A 16,431-nucleotide genomic window follows, 5' to 3' on the forward strand; every position below is an offset into this window, starting at 1 on the left:
GCTCCTCCTTGTCTAGTCTTCTATTGCAACCCTTAGTACTTCTTCTATTGTTGTTAGTCCTTGCTTAACTTTTAATAAACCATCATCAATAAGAAAGATCATCCCATTTTGAAGTGCGTAATCACGAATAGAGGTTGTCGTTTTGTTATTCATCATCATCTGGCGAATTTCATCGTCAATAACCAATATTTCTTGAATTGCGACACGTCCTTGATAACCCGTAGAACCACAAACCTCACAGCCTTTACCACGATATGTTTTACCCATTTTAATACCACGACGTATATATAGATTTTTTTCCATTTCGGTTGGTTCATACTCTTCGCTACATTCACGACAAATTTTTCTGACAAGTCGTTGAGCAACAATCCCAGAAAGTGAAGATACAACTAAAAAAGGCTCTATCCCCATATCAATTAGCCTGGGAATTGTCGCAATTGCACTATTCGTATGAAGGGTACTTAATACTAAATGGCCTGTTAGTGAGGCTCTAATCGCAATTTCAGCGGTTTCAGCATCACGAATTTCCCCGACCATAACTACGTTAGGATCCTGGCGTAAAATTGAACGTAAACCAGTAGAAAAAGTTAGTCCAACATTTGTATTAACTTGTACTTGATTAATGCCTTCGATTTGATATTCAACAGGGTCCTCAACCGTAATAATATTAACTTCATCACTATTTAAGTGGTTCAATGCTGCATATAATGTTGAGGTTTTCCCAGAACCTGTAGGTCCAGTAATTAAAATAATACCTGAAGGCTTTGCAATTAAGTTTACAAAATGTTTATGGTTGATTTTGTTAAAACCAAGTTGTCCAAGGTTCACTAAGGCAGAACCTAAATCTAAAATTCGTATAACAATTTTCTCTCCATAAACAGTAGGTAAAGTTGAAATCCGTAAATCAATCGGATTAAAATCAATCGTAACCTTAATCCTACCATCTTGTGGCAACCTAGTTTCAGTAATATTTAAGTTTGCCATTATTTTAATCCTAGCTGTTAAGACATTTTGTAAATTTTTCGGTAAAGCTCGCTCCGTTTTTAAGAGACCATCGACTCTATACCTAACAAGTAGCTTCCTTTCTTGAGGATCAATATGAATATCACTAGCTTTTTTCTGAATTCCATTTAGTAATATTTGATTGACCAAACGAATGGCTGGCGCATCTTCTTCACCTGCATTGGCTACAGCTGCTGCTAAATCTTCCTCGAGTTTTTCTACGATAGAGTCTCGCATAGACTCATCCATTGCATAGTGTTTGTTAATCGCTTGTAGAATATCTTCTTTAGATGCAATGACTTGTTCAACTTGGAAACCTGTAGACATACGTAAATCATCTAGCGCATTGTAGTCCATCGGATCAGCCATTGCGACGAGAAGTTGATCTCCATTTCTTTTTATCGGGATTAAAATGTTTCTTCGCGCAAGCTCCTTAGGAACAATATTCATTAATGTTGTATCTACAGGATAGCGTTGCAAAGAAATATGAGGTATACCTAATTGAAATTCTAATACTTCAATTAATTGCTGCTCTGTGATTAAACCTCGTTCAAGTAACGCGTCACCAAGCTTTTGACCTTGTTTTTTCGACCTTAACGTTGCTTCAACCTGATCTTTCTGTAAAAGACCTGCTTCAACAAGTAGGTCGCCTAATCGTTTTCGTTCTTTTGCCATGCAAATACCCCACTTAACAATTAAGTAATATCAGCAAAGGTCGTTAATTAATTTCATAATTTAATATTCTTGCCACTAAAATCCATCATTAAGTCACGGTAAACCGATCATAACTAAATATAGATTTAATATTTTGGATAATTATGAACTTTTCTCAGTTAATAACCTTTAATTAATTCATCTTCTTCCTCAAAATATTGTTCATCTGAACCAATATCATCTTGATCCTCTTTTTGCTTTCGTAATAATTCATCTTTGTCTAATTGTTCTTCAATGTCATTATCATTTAGATCATTAGCATTTCGAAGCTGTTCTAGTCTCTCTTTTACACTCCATTCCTCAACTTGATGAACTGGTGAATAAAAATCTTCAAATAATAAGTACTCTTTAATCAGTTTGTTTGATTTTTTATTTCTTATTTGACGGTACAATTCTACATAATAACCATTTTCTCCGTTTTTAACTATTTGTTTGTCACCTTTCCTACGAATAGAAGAAAAATGAACAACTTTCCTTGGAGCAATGACTTTTTCATTTTTTGTAACAGCTGTAAATTGATATGGTAAAGATACCCCTTCGAGTGAAGCTGTCAATTCATTATTTACCAATGCCAATTTAAGTGTATACGAATAATAATTAGGATTTTCTACAATCAAATCTGCTTGATCAGGTTTAACAACTGAATAATAACCGGCATCTGCATAATTCGGTAAAGCCCTCCCACCATGTCGTTCAATAAATTGAAAGTTCGTTTCTAAAAACAAATTGTAAAGAGCAGTAGCTAATACATTTAATGATTCTGTCTCTGTTCGTACTGCACCTATGTCAGCCATAGTTTGAAGCAACGAAAACCTGCTTCTTGCATCAATCACAACCCCATCGAGTTGTTCTACCCATCTTGGAAGTAAGAATGTACTTTCAAAATTAGTTGTAACACTACTTGCGACAACTTCAATTGGATGATTAGGTGATACGTAGTCATTTACATCAATAAAAAGTGGGCTTGTACTTAGTAAATTTACATAGGTTTGGACTTCTTCCGTTAGCGAATTTAGATTTATGTTATTAACATCATAAGAAAAAGATTCAATAGCTTTTTCTGTCACTGATGAAACATTTGAGTAAAGGTCACCATATCCATTTTCAACACCTTCTAAACTTTCTTGAATGAAAAACTCAATTTGACTACTATCTAATTCAACTGCTTCATCAAAGTATACGATCGAAATAGATGCACTACTTTTCCAATTTTCAATTTCACTTCTTACTGCATCTTTAGCTTCAGCTTCCGATAACCCACTAATCGGTATTGAACTTAGCATAGTGCCGTCTGGAAAATAACTTTGTTTAGGGTAGTATGTCTCGATTGCATAAGTTCCACCTACTGAGAACAAACCGATAAAAGAAGTATAAAATAAAATTATGAAAAACGTTTTACTAAAAAAACTGTAATCCTTCATACTCCCTTCCTCTCCCCTAATTTAGTAATCTTTTTCAATATCTTCAAAAAGCTTTGTGCGTTTTTTCAAGATACTTTCCTTTAATTCACTTTGCTTATTATTTGCTTCAATATCAACATATTGCTTATCTTTATTTATTTCATCTAATTCAGACACTTCTTCGGACTTAAATTCATTAAATAAACTTCTATCATAAAGAGGTAAATGGTATTCTGTTGCTTCTTTATGATCTTCTATTTCATCTACAAGCATGTTCTTTCGAGTACTACCTGCAAATAATAGTTCTAGTTCATCTTGACTGGGAGTACCATTCATTTCTATTCGTTCATTGTACTCAAAAGACTCCACCCTATTTTCATCTTCACCTAACAATTCGATCTCTTTCGATATTTTTTCAGAGGATTCTTCAATGTGAACTTTGTTTTCTCCTTTTATTTTTATTTTCCCTATAGGTTTACTTATAAAATGTTCATTTACTTCAGGATTTTCCTGCTGATCTTGTTCTTTTATAGCTTGAGTATCTTCATGTGAAGTAAAAGTCTCTTTTAATCTAGGAGTGATTTCCTTTTCTACCAAACTCTCTAAGCCATCATCAGCCACAGCCTTAACAAGATGATCAATACTATCTTGATCTAATTGAATATGTATAGTATTAAGCTCATTTGGTTGTTGTACGTGTTGCTCATTTTTTTCTTTATCTTTATCTTTCTCATTCACTTCATTATAAACGTGATTATCAACTGCTTCTTGGTTCGTTACTAAATAAGCAAATAGAGCTGTCAATACTAAAAGGCCACCTATAGCAATAGGTAATGAAAACATGGAGTACAACAAATAAGTGATTAGTACATTCACAACAGCAATACCTATCACCTTTATTAAATACTTACGCTTTAAGTTAAAAGGAAAAACTCTAAAAATTAGAACCGAGAAAACAACTCCAATAATGATAAAAACAAACTGTATCAAGGTATGTCATCCTTTTTGTTGAAAGATACGTTTCTATTTCGTAAAAAAAATTAATAAATGACATTTAAATTCTCATTAATTCCCCACTCATTAATATCATAAAAAAACTCAATTTGTTCCCAAATAAAAGGTGGGCAATAACTAACTAAATTTTTAATATCTGTATATTGATCCCATGTATTTTGTGTTCCACTTCGTAATAAAAAAGCATCACCACGAATACAAACATAATTAGTTTGATTCCCGTGAATTTCTATCTTATCTCTAAAATATGCATTTCCTGAAACGATTAAAATCCCGTTATTGCCTCTAAAATCAAAAGAGGGATTACCGTTAAACCAGGCATTTCCACCAATTGAGAGCTGCCCATTCCCTCTTATGCTGACGGGGTGCGAAAAGCGAGGAGAAGAATACATTTCCTCAACATCCCTACCACTTAATATAACTGTGTTTAAAACTTCAATCAAAGGTAAAGTGTTTGGATCAACAGGTTGTAGTTCACCGGAACCACCATCTGATTCGCTTGGAATTGGATATACTCCTTTATTTCCGATCACAAATTGACCCTCAATCCGCTTTTCGAATTTTCCATTTACCATCCCCACACTTTCTATGGGTAAAGTAAGATCTTTAAACCCTATACAATTCGTATTATCTTTTGAGTTTATATTTATTTGATCTGCATATTGTATTTTGTATAAATAATTTGGGTTCACATTGATAGAATATGGAAATGATAGTTGATTTAGACGATTAGTGAATTTTTCACAGAAAAGTTTGTCGTGATTTGTTTTATTGAAATTCGGATCTCCTTTTGCGTCATTTATAGCCAAAATTATCTTATTTTCTATTAATGCATGTGCGTAATGGATGCCCATTTCAGAAAGATCTTTTGCTTGTGCCATTCCTTCGCTTTTATTTATCTGCAATGATGTACTTAAAGCTTTGGGAATAAGCATCAAGGAAAACAAACTAATTAATACAATAGTTAGGAGGACAATTACTAAAGTATAACCTTGATTATTGAAATATCGTTTCATATTATACCTACCTCCTACAAACGACTTATAATTGTAGATAGTTCAAATGATTTTGTCGGATCATTTATATTTGTTAATCTTAATTCATCTACATGTAACGGCTCTTTTACATTCACTGTAAAAGGAAGACTAATGGATTGTGGATCTGTTATACTAGTATTAATTTCTAATGTTGAATTACCTGAAAATATTTTTACAACAAGGTCATAATCTCTACTTTTAATTTTTTGATCTCCTATCATAATTTCCCATTTATCATTCCCAGTTTTACTATAGAAAATCTCATAATTATTTTTTTCGTGAGCGTTCGCCAACATCGTTATAATAATATTTGCTTCTTGCCTTAAGTCAATATGGGTGTTACTTACTTCCATACTTCGATAACTTTGAATAAGAACACTTGAAACGAGTCCTAAAATAATAATTGAAATTGAAAGGGTAGCTAACAGCTCAATTAATGTTAAACCTTTACTATTTTTTACATACATCAATTAAACTCCACCCCTTACATACCCAAACGTTTCAGACAATAGTTCTCGTTCTACTAAATTATCTGATGAATATATTTTGACATGAACAAGGTATAAAACTGGACTTGTAAAATTATCAAAAGATTGTTTCGTAATCGTTATTTCTGGAAAATAGTAACGATTATTTTCTTTGTAATAACAAGTTGTTTCATACAGAGCCAACTTTAAATCGTCACGATAATGAGTTGGGTAACTTTCACAAGAAATAGTTAGTTCACTTCCGGTCAGATCAGCATAATTTTCCTCTACTATGTTTAATGTTTTTCTTGCTAAGTTGTAAGCTACAAGTTTATCTTCATTTTTACCTGAAAATAATAAAGCTTGATTAAAAAAAACAAAAAAAGTTACTAGTATAATTGATAAGATTACCAATGATGCTAGAACTTCAATTAGTGTAAAACCACCTTGACTACCGTTAGATAGCTTTGCGCTTACAGAAGATAACATATTTTTTGTTTTTTTAAACATTACCTTCCCCCCAATAACCATTCTAGGTAGATAGTCCTCAATACTAATATACTATAAAATAAAAGCATTAGATATTTATAATAAGTAGCAAGTACTACTTTTTACATTCATTTCTAAAATAATTTAAGAAATATAACGATCCAGTTACAACTAATACATCATCAACATGTAATTTTTTTTCTAAGTAGTCATAAGCATCAGATACATTGTCAATTACTTTGCTATTCGAATACGAACATTCCTCATATACTTGGTGAGGATCCATGGCACGATCATATAAAAAGCTCGTTAAAATAATTTCTTTTGCAATCGTACTAATCGGTTTTAACATATCTTTCATATTCTTATCCTTCATTGCGCAAAAAAGTATGTATATTCTTTTAGAAGGAAAAGAATTTGCTAACGTTGTTGCTAAAGCCTCCATCCCTTCTGGATTGTGCCCACCATCAAAGATAATCGTTGGTTGTTCTTGAACGATTTCAATTCGATTAGCGATCTTTGCCTTAACCAACCCATTTCGAATAGCTTTTTCTCCAACCTGAAAACCATTTTTTTCAAGGATACTAATTGCCATTAACGCTAACGTTGCATTTTCTTGTTGGTGTCTTCCGAGCATCCCAGTCTGTAAATTTTCTATAACATAATCTTTGTATTGAAAAGAAAAATGACCCTCGGAATGATCACAAGTAAAGTCTTCTTTAAATTGATAAAGACTCGCGGACGCTTCTTTCGCTTTTTTCTTCATCACTTCAATAGCATCTAATTGTTTGCACCCCGAAACAACAGGTACACCTTGTTTAATAATACCTGCTTTTTCTTTAGCTACTGCTTCAATTGTATGACCAAGAATATCCATGTGATCATGTCCAATATTGGTAATTATTGAGATGAGCGGTTGAATGACATTCGTAGAATCTAATCTACCTCCGAGTCCTGTTTCAATTAGTACAATATCTGGTTTTGCCTTTGTTGCAAAATATTGAAATGCAACAGCAGTCATGATTTCAAACTCTGTTGGCGCCCCTAAGCTTGTTTCTTTTATTTTATTAATAATTGGGCTCAGTTGCTCAATGATAAGAGAAAAGTCAGAATCTAGGATTTCTTTATCATTCACTTGAATTTTATCATTTATTTTACGAATAGCTGGTGAAGTAAACGTACCTACCGAATACCCTGCTTCCGTAAAAATAGATTTTAAATACGTTAGAGTAGAGCCTTTACCATTTGTACCAGCCAAATGAATTGCCGGTATCTTTTTTTCTGGAGAACCGAAGTGGACTAATATTTCTTCCATTCGCTCCAAGCCTAAACAAATTCCAAATTTACTAGCCGAATTTACAATATTACATGCTTCATCATAAGAGATCATCGTTCGAGCTCCTTTAAAATTAAGTTTCATATTAGTGTATAATATGAATGTCTTACAAGCAAGAAAATTTAAGGATAGGTAGGAGTACAAATGAAAAAAACAGGATGGTTAATTTATAATAGAGAAAGTTCGATCATAAATGAAGGCTTTATTACTTGGTTTATAGAAGAAGCAACAAAACTAAATATTGAGCTTCGTTTACTAATAAAAGAGGACCTTAGTTATGGTGTATTAAATCATAAACTATTTATTTTTCATAAAGGAGTTACGCTTGAAAAACCCGATTTTGTAATTTCACGAAATAATGATCCACTACTGAGTAAACAGCTTGAAGCTTTACAAATTAGAGTTTATAACACAGCGTTCACATCAGATATTTGTAATCATAAAGGGAAAACACATCAATTTTTAGCTAATAAAGACATTCCAATGCTAGATACATTATTTATAAATCGCGATGAATTCGAACCAAATTATTTACCATTTCCTTATCCGGTCGTAGTCAAAGATGTCACTGGAAGAGGTGGGAATGAAGTGTTTGCTGCAACTAGCGTAGAGGAGTTAGAGACGTTACTTAGGAAAGTTCAAGCTAAAGAACTAATTATTCAACGAATGGGGGATGTTCCTGGACGTGATGTACGTGTATTTGTAGTAGGAAAAACAATTATTGCTGCAATACTCAGGTATTCTGATGATGATTTTCGTGCTAATTTCTCATTAGGTGGGAAAGCTCGACTATACGAGTTATCGCGTGAACAAATGGCATTAGTACATAAGGTATTGGATCAATTTGAAGATGAATTTGGCTTTGTTGGTATAGACTTCCTTTTTGCAAAAGATGGTTCATTTATTTTTAACGAAATTGAAGATGTTGCTGGATCACGAACACTTTATGCTCATTCCAATGTTAATATTGTAAAACTTTATTTAGAGCATGTATTGAAAAGTTTAGCGTGAATTTTCACATACTTACATAAAGAGAAAGAAGTGTAAGAAATGAAACGTAAGGTTGTCTTTACACTAATACTTTGTTTAGTAAGCTTGTTATCTTCGAGAGTACTGGCTGAAAATGAAATTCCTCCTTATGCTAAATGGGGGAACATCGCTGTGAAAGAAACCATTAAAAAGTATCCAAAAGCTAATGTTATTGATTACCTTCATATTGGTAGAGAAAATAAAAATGACCAAATCTCTGTTGAGAAGTTTAAACTTTGGCTACGTGAGGATAATCGAGAGTTCGGTGTTTTTGTTGATGTTGAATTCGATAAACACCTGAACGAATTTAAATCGATTTCATTTCGTGAAACAGATAGGTAAAGCAAGAGGGTGCCCCAAAAGTGTCTGACACTTTTGGGGCACCCTCTGTAACTTTATGCTTTCAACTCATCAATTCTCGCTTGCACAGTAGCGCGTTTTTCTAAATAGTCTTTTTCTTTTGCTTTCTCTTCTTCAATAACCTTAGCAGGCGCTTTAGAAACGAAGCCTTGGTTATTTAATTTCTTTTGTACACGTTCCACTTCACTATTAAGTCGTTTTAATTCTTTTTCTAGGCGAGCGATTTCTTCATCAAGGTCTAGTAGTCCTGCTAATGGCAAGTACAATTCTACACCAGAAAGAACTGATGACATTGATTTTTCTGGTGCTTGAAGATCAGTACCAAGCATTAATTGATCTGGATTACAGAACTTCTCTAAATAACTACGTCCTTCTTCAAGATTGCTTAGTACTTCGCTATCTTTTGCCTTTATTAACAACTCAATTTTTTTACTCATTGGAACGTTCAACTCTGCTCTTGTATTACGAACAGATCGAATGATTTCCTTAAGTAAATTCATTTTCTTTGTTGCTTCTGGGAAAACTTGCGTTTCGTTTCTTACTGGCCAAGGTGCAACTGTAATTGACTCTCCTACATGCGGAAGGTGCTGCCAAATTTCTTCTGTAATAAATGGCATAAATGGATGTAACAACTTCATTGTATGATCAAGAACGCAAGCTAAAATTGAACGAGTTGTTTTCTTAGCTTCTTCATCTTCTCCGTACAAAGGTAATTTCGCCATTTCAATATACCAGTCACAGAAATCATCCCAAATAAAGTTATAAAGTAGACGACCTACTTCACCGAATTCATAGGCATCAATTAATCGTGTAACATTTTCAATTGTTTCTTGTAGGCGTGTCAATATCCATTGATCTGCTATTGACTTTTTACCAGTAAGATCAATTTCTTCATAAGTTAAGCCTTCCATATTCATTAATGCAAAGCGGGATGCGTTCCAAATTTTATTCCCGAAATTCCAAGTTGATTCGACTTTTTCCCAATAAAAACGCAAATCATTTCCCGGGGAACTTCCCGTTGAGAGGAAGAAACGGAGGGCATCGGCACCGTATTTGTCAATAACATCCATCGGATCAACACCATTTCCTAATGACTTACTCATTTTACGTCCTTCAGAATCACGTACTAATCCGTGAATAAGCACGTCTTTAAATGGACGTTCACCAGTGAATTCTAGACCTTGGAAAATCATTCGTGCAACCCAGAAATAAATAATATCATAGCCTGTTACAAGGACATCTGTAGTATAGTAACGGTTGAAATCTTTTGCATCCTTATCTGGCCAACCCATTGTAGAAAATGGCCATAACGCTGATGAAAACCATGTATCAAGAACATCTTCGTCTTGTGTCCAATTTTCAAGATCTGCTGGTGCTTCATGACCGACATATACTTCTTTCGTCTCATTATGGTACCAAGCAGGAATACGGTGCCCCCACCATAGCTGACGAGAAATACACCAATCACGAATGTTTTCAATCCAGTGTAAATAAGTCTTTTCAAAACGTTCAGGGACAAAATTGACTTTCCCTTCCGACTTTTGTAACTTAATCGCTTCCTCTGCAAGAGGTCCCATACGAACAAACCATTGTGTTGAAAGATATGGCTCGACAACAGCTCCACTACGTTCTGAGTGACCAACTGAATGCAGATGTTCTTCAATTTTAAATAATACTTCTGCATCTTGAAGGTCTTTTACAATTTGCTTACGGCATTCAAAACGGTCTAAACCTTCATACTTACCTGCATTTTCATTCATTTTTCCTGACTCATCCATAACAAGGATACGTTCAAGATTATGACGGTTCCCAATTTCAAAATCATTTGGATCATGGGCTGGAGTAATCTTTACAGCTCCCGAACCAAATTCCATATCTACATAGTCATCAGCAACAATTTCGATTTCCCTACCAACAATTGGAAGTTTCACTTTTTTGCCTATTAAATGCTTATAACGCTCATCTTCAGGATGAACAGCTACAGCCGTATCACCTAACATTGTTTCTGGTCGAGTTGTCGCCACTTCGATGTAGCCCGTACCATCAGCTAACGGATATTTCATGTGGTAGAAAGCACCTTGAACATCCTTATAAATAACTTCAATATCCGATAATGCCGTTTTTGTTTGAGGATCCCAGTTAATAATATACTCACCACGGTAGATAAGTCCTTTTTCATAAAGCTTAACAAAAACTTCACGAACAGCTTTTGACAATCCCTCATCTAGCGTAAATCGTTCACGAGAATAATCTAAGGATAAACCAAGCTTAGACCACTGCTTACGAATAAAATCAGCATATTCGTGCTTCCATTCCCATGATTTCTCTAGAAATTTTTCTCTACCTAAGTCATACCGACTGATCCCTTCTTCACGAAGCTTACCTTCAACTTTTGCTTGTGTCGCAATCCCAGCATGATCCATTCCAGGTAGCCATAACGCGTCATAACCTTGCATTCGCTTTGTACGTATTAATATATCTTGTAACGTCGTGTCCCACGCGTGACCTAAATGAAGTTTTCCTGTCACGTTTGGTGGTGGTATTACAATTGTATATGGCTTTTTACCTTCTTCACCTTTCGCTTCGAAAAATTTCCCATCTAACCAGTACGGATACCATTTGGCTTCCGTAGCTTTTGGATCATACTTTGTTGGCATTGATAAATCTTGATTTGCCATCTCTTATTTCCTCCCTTTTAGAAAAGTGCAAGCACCTTATTCACACACTAAAAGCACTGACGATTTATTACATAAGTAAGTTAAAGTGCCTTCAACTGAGTAAACACTGGCTAACCACCTTTCAAACTTAAATAAGTTATTTTTTCAAAAATAAAAAACTCCCCCATCCTCAAAGGACGAAGAGAGTTGATTCGCGGTACCACCTTTGTTTGCTATAATTCTAATAAAAATGAATTAAAATAGCACACTTCATTTATGTAACGGTTATGTAACCGGCTTTTCTTACTAATATAAAAATTTCAGAAAAGCAGCTCCAGGGCGACCTTCCATTTTTCGTACCAAAAAAATCTCTCAGCAAAAGATACCTTACTAGTAGGCATCTTTGATTTTTCTCTCTGATGGTCTTACAAATGTACTCTTCCCATTCTAAGCAGATAAATATTCACTTCAAATGTGTAATAACATTTTACATGTAATAACAAAAAAACGTCAATAGGTGACATCAAAATTTACTAGCATTATTTCCAAAATATCTTGTTCCATACATAAAGTAAATATTTTGACGTTCGAGAGAACAAAACATACACTTTCCCGTTCTTACATCTCAGTAAATCAAATTGTTTTCAATTCATCTTAAAAAATATATTCACTCGCCTAACTTAGTAGCATATCATAAATATTAGAGGAGCTTTACTTTCAGCAAATCCCTTATTAAGAAACGTTTGTTTACTTTAGCTCTAGTTATAAAAAAATTTACTTTTTATTCGAGTGAATTTCATAGTTATCAATACCGAGACGCATAATCTATATCTATTACGAATAGTTTAGCGTAAATAGTTATAGTATCTTAGTAGAGAAAATATTGAATGAAATTCATTATACGAACAAGAAATATAGAATAAGGAGGATGACTTTTGGTGTTTAAAAAAGGTAAATATCGACTTCCTCTTTGGTTACGGAGAGTCCGTGATGCCGGCTATCAATTTTTAATCCCATTATCAATGTTTCAACTAATTAGAACAATTTTATTTCCCACAACCATTGATGTAGTTATCCTGGCCATACTAGTTGTATTATATTTAACGTACGTTGCTGGAGTGCTATAACAAATCTCGGTGAAGAACAAACAAGAATACCTTTTCGACTGAAAATAACACTCTGTAGTCTTCTAGAACAAGGAGTATATTTATAAAGTTAACAGAGGGTAAGTAATTAGGATTCTTGTAGGCGCTGATGCTAGACTGATCAAAAACTAATCAATACTAGTTTCACATCATTCTTTGATAAACCTTAAGAAAGCAGTCAACCTATTCAGATGGTTGACTGCTTTCTTTCTTTAGAAGTATATTATGAATAAAGTGATTTACTCTTGTCATTGTGATGATACGTTTTTCAAGAATTTGTACGTATTGTAATTCAGTTATACTACCATCTCTACGATTATAATGATCGACACAGTTGTAGATAAGCTCAGGATAAATTAAATAGCTTGCAAATAATTTCTTCTCTTCCTCTTCAAGAAGTAAGTACCTCTCGTATGTCCCAAGCCAATCAGCTCCTTGATCTTCTTTCCACAACGTATACTGGAAAGATTTTCGAAAAGAAATGGCTAAATCTCTTACTGGTGTATCTAATACTGCTTTTTCAAAATTGAATAAATAACCATATCCATTTGGATGATAGAAGATATGAGAACGATCTAACTTTCCATGACAAAGTACAGCACGAAAAGTTTGTTTTTCAAGACAGTCATCATACCATTCCTTTAAGTAATTTGAAGCAGTATTTGCTAATTGCTCCATTCTGCTGTAGTGGGTTAGGAACGTAAGCTCAAAGGGTGACATATAAGTTTTTCGTTCACACAGTTCCGCAAAGTATTCCATTTCTAACCGTCTCTTTTCCCATCTTTTCAATAATTCTTGATATGAATTTTCAATTGTATCTTTTGAAAACTCTTGAGGTTTTACGGTTAAACTATGAAGTTTTCCCAACTGTCGAAACAGAATTATTTCTTTTTTCTCATCAGGTACTTCAGCTTCTTCCCAAAACCACGGCTGTAAATAGAATGTTTTATTACCGTGAGTAATCGTTAAGTCTCCATATTTGTTAGGTATGACTGGAACTACTTGATAATAATCAATTTTTTCTAATCTTCTCATTACATGAGAAAACCAATTAGCTTGCTCCTGTGTCATATTAGACTCTTTTAATGCAAAAGTACCTTTAGGTGAGGTAATTTTTTTAACTTTGCCAAATTGCTCAATTTTTCCTGGATACAAATCATATTGAAAAAGGATATGCCCTATAGAGTTCCGGGGGGCTGCATTATTAATCATTTGGCCACCACCCTTTCTCCGTCTTTTTCAATCCACTTACTTAATAATATCACTAGTTCTCGAGTTGTTTTCCACCTACTGAAATATTGATTAATAATTTCCGGCATTTCATTAACACTTTTGCATGTAAATAATTTGGCAACTGTCTCTTCAAACTCATGTGGCATTAACAATTCTGATAACAACAATAGGCCATGGTCTTCTTTTAATGAAAAGTATCGATTAATCGAATCAAGTAATTCTACTGTTGAGTGATTCCCGTTCTTACTATACCACTTCTCTAGTAGATTTCTAATTGTTTTATAACCTCTTATCGGCTGTTCACTGCCACAAATCCAATACAAGTGAAAAAAAACTTGCCTTGCATCTTCTAGTTTTGAAAAATTTGTTAGGACAGGAAGTTTCTTTTCTTGGACACGTTTTTGTATCAAATTTGCTTTTTCGTTTCTCTTTTTCGCTTCAAGGTAGCTTCGCTCTAAGACAAGCTTAGCCATTGGATCTAGTAAGGAGAGCTGCTCTAGGCTCCCCCTTACTGTTTTTAATGGCAAAGGTTCACTTTTTTTGAAACAATGATTTTCATTACTTTGGTTTATGCCATAAGTCAAAGCATGACCGATTAATCTACCCCACTCTTGTTCTTTTCCTTTAGTCGGATAAGGTTCAACAATTTCATCATGAATTGAAACGAAGTCTTTATCACAAATGAAAAATGGCTTCCTATCTCTCGTACGGATCATACGGTCTAACAAAAATCCAGACTGTTTACTAATTTCATCACGCCAATTAACATGCCACTCGAGTAGCTGTTTATCTTTCCAAATACGGATCCTTTTCTTACCTCTTTCGCTTTGAAAAATCGTATTTTCCTTTATCCACGTTAGTTCAGAAAGGTCATATTCCATTTTGATTCGACTCAACATATCCATAATTATTTCTCCCTATCATATTGCTTATTTTGGAACTGGAATATATAAAATCTGACCTTCTTTTACTTCTCCATCATCAAGTCGATTAACCTTAATTAGAGCACTTTGGGTAATTTCATACCTCGCTGCAATTGTATCTAATGTTTCACTTTCTTGAATGATGCACATTTTTAATTTCTTAAATTCTTCCTCTTCACCTTTTGAAAGCATTTTTGTTAAGTACAATGCATTCTCTTCTCTAGGCGGTGTTTCTACTTCTTCTTGCTCTTCATCCACTAGAGAAACTTCAGTAACATCAACTTCTGCTTCCTCAAGTCTTTCTTCGTCTTTGACAACTTGCTTTCTATCGCCAGCAAGGCTTTTTAACGTACTAAATGATTGATCTTTATCTTCTAGTGGTTCTTTATTTTCTTCTACCACTACTTCTTGTTTAGGTCGTTTTTTTATAACCCCAAATGCTATTGCTGGTGATTTCACTTTCTCAGTAACTTCGTTTGTTACCTCAACTTCCTCGCTTACTTCTTCTGTTTCTTCCGCTAAAACCTCTTCTGTTCTTTCTTCTTTAGCATCATTTTCTTCCTCTAAGCTAGCTTCTACCGGTTCTTCTACATCGTCCTCTACGGAATTAAATTCTTCAATATTGTCTTCTGATTCCCCTTCTTCATATCGTACTTCTTCACTAGGAAATGGTACTACAGTATCTTCCTGATTATATGCTTCATAATGGAAAGTACGTTCTTCATTTTCTAGCGCTGTATCTTGTTCTTTTGTATCTGTTCCTTCTTCATAGTATGGGTTAAAAGTATCAACTGCTGGTTCTTCTGAATATTGGGCATCTCTTTGGGCCTTTCCTGAAGACATCCCCGTAATTGCAATATCTGCAGTTAGCTGAATACAACCTCTTTCCGGTAAATCGTAATCAAAAGACTCAACTATCACATATATTTCGTCTAATCTCCTAATACGTTCCTGTGGAATGGTCACATCAATTGGGAAATAATGCTTAATTTCACCCGTACCGTCTGAATTTAAGGTTACTTCTTCAATTGAACGATAAGCAACTTGATCACTAAGAGAGTCACTTTCCTTTTCACTAGAATTGCTATTACCATTGGAGCGGTATTCACCAGTTAGCTTTAATCCACCTCGAATTAAAACGTAATCTCCATTTTCTTGTACTGTTATTTCCGGATCTAGTGACAAAGATACAATTTCGTCTACTTCCTGACCTTTATTTAGCCACACTGATTCTTCGATGGAAAATGATAGCTTTGATGAATGATCTTGTGTCAACTACCTCTCCTCCTCTATTTAAATTTAAGTAATTCCGCAAAAACTTAAGGACACGTCCTCGTTAAACGGACTTATACCAATACGTTACAGATGTATGACAGAACTCAGTAAAATATGATTACTTTCATGAATTTCTATATTTTCGAGGCGAATAGAGAAATTAACAAAAAGTAAAAAGGCCCAACACAATAAATGTGCTAGGCCTCTTTCGTTCAATTATCCCCACTCTTATGGGGCAGTAAGACCCCACCTCAAAATTTGAGAGAATTGAAAAGTTTAGGTGGAGGATTAACTGCTCCTTAAGGTCCGATATAGAATAACTTTCACCAGTGAAAGCCGATGACTAGTTA

General features: G+C 34.2%; 14 protein-coding genes and 1 other annotated feature. Of the genes, 3 read left to right on the forward strand and 11 right to left on the reverse strand.

Annotated features, from left to right (window positions below; translation table 11 throughout):
* Window positions 1-12 precede the first annotated feature (12 nt).
* From BKP37_RS18735 to BKP37_RS18765, 7 genes are all read right to left on the reverse strand, one after another.
* On the reverse strand, window positions 13-1,677 hold the full coding sequence (locus tag BKP37_RS18735) for a GspE/PulE family protein (RefSeq protein WP_071311147.1): 1,665 nt from the start codon (window positions 1,675-1,677) through the stop codon (window positions 13-15).
* A gap of 158 nt (window positions 1,678-1,835) precedes the next feature.
* Window positions 1,836-3,137 carry a VanW family protein gene (locus BKP37_RS18740; protein WP_071311148.1) on the reverse strand — a complete coding sequence of 434 codons (1,302 nt, stop codon included), beginning with the start codon at window positions 3,135-3,137 and terminating at the stop codon, window positions 1,836-1,838.
* Window positions 3,138-3,158: 21 nt separating this feature from the next.
* Window positions 3,159-4,106: an APC family permease gene (locus BKP37_RS18745; RefSeq protein ID WP_071311149.1), complete on the reverse strand. Its 948-nt coding sequence runs from the start codon at window positions 4,104-4,106 to the stop codon at window positions 3,159-3,161.
* Between the two features lie 50 nt (window positions 4,107-4,156).
* A complete protein-coding gene (locus BKP37_RS18750) occupies window positions 4,157-5,146 on the reverse strand; it encodes a hypothetical protein (protein ID WP_071311150.1) in 990 nt (329 codons plus the stop codon).
* A 14-nt stretch (window positions 5,147-5,160) separates the two neighbouring features.
* Window positions 5,161-5,634: a PulJ/GspJ family protein gene (locus BKP37_RS18755; RefSeq protein ID WP_139193182.1), complete on the reverse strand. Its 474-nt coding sequence runs from the start codon at window positions 5,632-5,634 to the stop codon at window positions 5,161-5,163.
* A gap of 3 nt (window positions 5,635-5,637) precedes the next feature.
* On the reverse strand, window positions 5,638-6,144 hold the full coding sequence (locus BKP37_RS18760; protein ID WP_071311152.1) for a type IV pilus modification PilV family protein: 507 nt from the start codon (window positions 6,142-6,144) through the stop codon (window positions 5,638-5,640).
* A gap of 94 nt (window positions 6,145-6,238) precedes the next feature.
* On the reverse strand, window positions 6,239-7,513 hold the full coding sequence (locus BKP37_RS18765; protein WP_071311153.1) for a bifunctional folylpolyglutamate synthase/dihydrofolate synthase: 1,275 nt from the start codon (window positions 7,511-7,513) through the stop codon (window positions 6,239-6,241).
* A 90-nt stretch (window positions 7,514-7,603) separates the two neighbouring features.
* Here BKP37_RS18765 and BKP37_RS18770 point away from each other — a divergent pair, with 90 nt between their 5' ends.
* Together BKP37_RS18770 and BKP37_RS18775 are read left to right on the forward strand one after the other, a co-directional pair.
* Window positions 7,604-8,470 carry an ATP-grasp domain-containing protein gene (locus tag BKP37_RS18770; protein ID WP_071311154.1) on the forward strand — a complete coding sequence of 289 codons (867 nt, stop codon included), beginning with the start codon at window positions 7,604-7,606 and terminating at the stop codon, window positions 8,468-8,470.
* 39 nt (window positions 8,471-8,509) lie between these two features.
* A complete protein-coding gene (locus BKP37_RS18775) occupies window positions 8,510-8,830 on the forward strand; it encodes a DUF3889 domain-containing protein (protein ID WP_071311155.1) in 321 nt (106 codons plus the stop codon).
* 53 nt (window positions 8,831-8,883) lie between these two features.
* On the opposite strand, the gene BKP37_RS18780 is transcribed toward BKP37_RS18775, so the two are convergent.
* On the reverse strand, window positions 8,884-11,526 hold the full coding sequence (locus tag BKP37_RS18780; RefSeq protein WP_071311156.1) for a valine--tRNA ligase: 2,643 nt from the start codon (window positions 11,524-11,526) through the stop codon (window positions 8,884-8,886).
* A 169-nt stretch (window positions 11,527-11,695) separates the two neighbouring features.
* Window positions 11,696-11,964, reverse strand: a binding site (T-box leader).
* A gap of 479 nt (window positions 11,965-12,443) precedes the next feature.
* Here BKP37_RS18780 and BKP37_RS18785 point away from each other — a divergent pair.
* The gene (locus BKP37_RS18785; RefSeq protein ID WP_071311210.1) at window positions 12,444-12,632 is read left to right on the forward strand and encodes a hypothetical protein; all 189 of its coding nucleotides are present in this window, start codon (window positions 12,444-12,446) and stop codon (window positions 12,630-12,632) included.
* A 201-nt stretch (window positions 12,633-12,833) separates the two neighbouring features.
* On the opposite strand, the gene ysxE is transcribed toward BKP37_RS18785, so the two are convergent.
* The 3 genes from ysxE to spoVID are packed head-to-tail and all read right to left on the reverse strand — an operon-like array spanning window position 12,834 to window position 16,081.
* Window positions 12,834-13,862 (reverse strand): spore coat protein YsxE, encoded by a 1,029-nt coding sequence (gene ysxE, locus BKP37_RS18790; protein ID WP_071311157.1) that lies wholly within the window; start codon window positions 13,860-13,862, stop codon window positions 12,834-12,836.
* Window positions 13,859-14,788 (reverse strand): hypothetical protein, encoded by a 930-nt coding sequence (locus BKP37_RS18795; RefSeq protein ID WP_071311158.1) that lies wholly within the window; start codon window positions 14,786-14,788, stop codon window positions 13,859-13,861. The genes ysxE and BKP37_RS18795 overlap by 4 nt, the downstream gene beginning before the upstream one ends.
* A gap of 24 nt (window positions 14,789-14,812) precedes the next feature.
* On the reverse strand, window positions 14,813-16,081 hold the full coding sequence (gene spoVID, locus BKP37_RS18800) for a stage VI sporulation protein D (protein WP_071311159.1): 1,269 nt from the start codon (window positions 16,079-16,081) through the stop codon (window positions 14,813-14,815).
* Window positions 16,082-16,431: the final 350 nt, after the last annotated feature.

The sequence above is a fragment of the Anaerobacillus alkalilacustris genome, assembly GCF_001866005.1.
GTDB lineage: Bacteria > Bacillota > Bacilli > Bacillales > Anaerobacillaceae > Anaerobacillus > Anaerobacillus alkalilacustris.

What these genes read in the sequence shown, in the direction of transcription:
- BKP37_RS18735 (WP_071311147.1), bottom strand. Translation starts at nt 1,677, where the DNA reads ATGGCAAAAGAACGAAAACGATTAGGCGACCTACTTGTTGAAGCAGGT.
- BKP37_RS18740 (WP_071311148.1), bottom strand. Translation starts at nt 3,137, where the DNA reads ATGAAGGATTACAGTTTTTTTAGTAAAACGTTTTTCATAATTTTATTT.
- BKP37_RS18750 (WP_071311150.1), bottom strand. Translation starts at nt 5,146, where the DNA reads ATGAAACGATATTTCAATAATCAAGGTTATACTTTAGTAATTGTCCTC.
- BKP37_RS18755 (WP_139193182.1), bottom strand. Translation starts at nt 5,634, where the DNA reads ATGTATGTAAAAAATAGTAAAGGTTTAACATTAATTGAGCTGTTAGCT.
- BKP37_RS18760 (WP_071311152.1), bottom strand. Translation starts at nt 6,144, where the DNA reads ATGTTTAAAAAAACAAAAAATATGTTATCTTCTGTAAGCGCAAAGCTA.
- BKP37_RS18765 (WP_071311153.1), bottom strand. Translation starts at nt 7,513, where the DNA reads ATGATCTCTTATGATGAAGCATGTAATATTGTAAATTCGGCTAGTAAA.
- BKP37_RS18770 (WP_071311154.1), top strand. Translation starts at nt 7,604, where the DNA reads ATGAAAAAAACAGGATGGTTAATTTATAATAGAGAAAGTTCGATCATA.
- BKP37_RS18775 (WP_071311155.1), top strand. Translation starts at nt 8,510, where the DNA reads ATGAAACGTAAGGTTGTCTTTACACTAATACTTTGTTTAGTAAGCTTG.
- BKP37_RS18780 (WP_071311156.1), bottom strand. Translation starts at nt 11,526, where the DNA reads ATGGCAAATCAAGATTTATCAATGCCAACAAAGTATGATCCAAAAGCT.
- ysxE (WP_071311157.1), bottom strand. Translation starts at nt 13,862, where the DNA reads ATGATTAATAATGCAGCCCCCCGGAACTCTATAGGGCATATCCTTTTT.
- BKP37_RS18795 (WP_071311158.1), bottom strand. Translation starts at nt 14,788, where the DNA reads ATGGATATGTTGAGTCGAATCAAAATGGAATATGACCTTTCTGAACTA.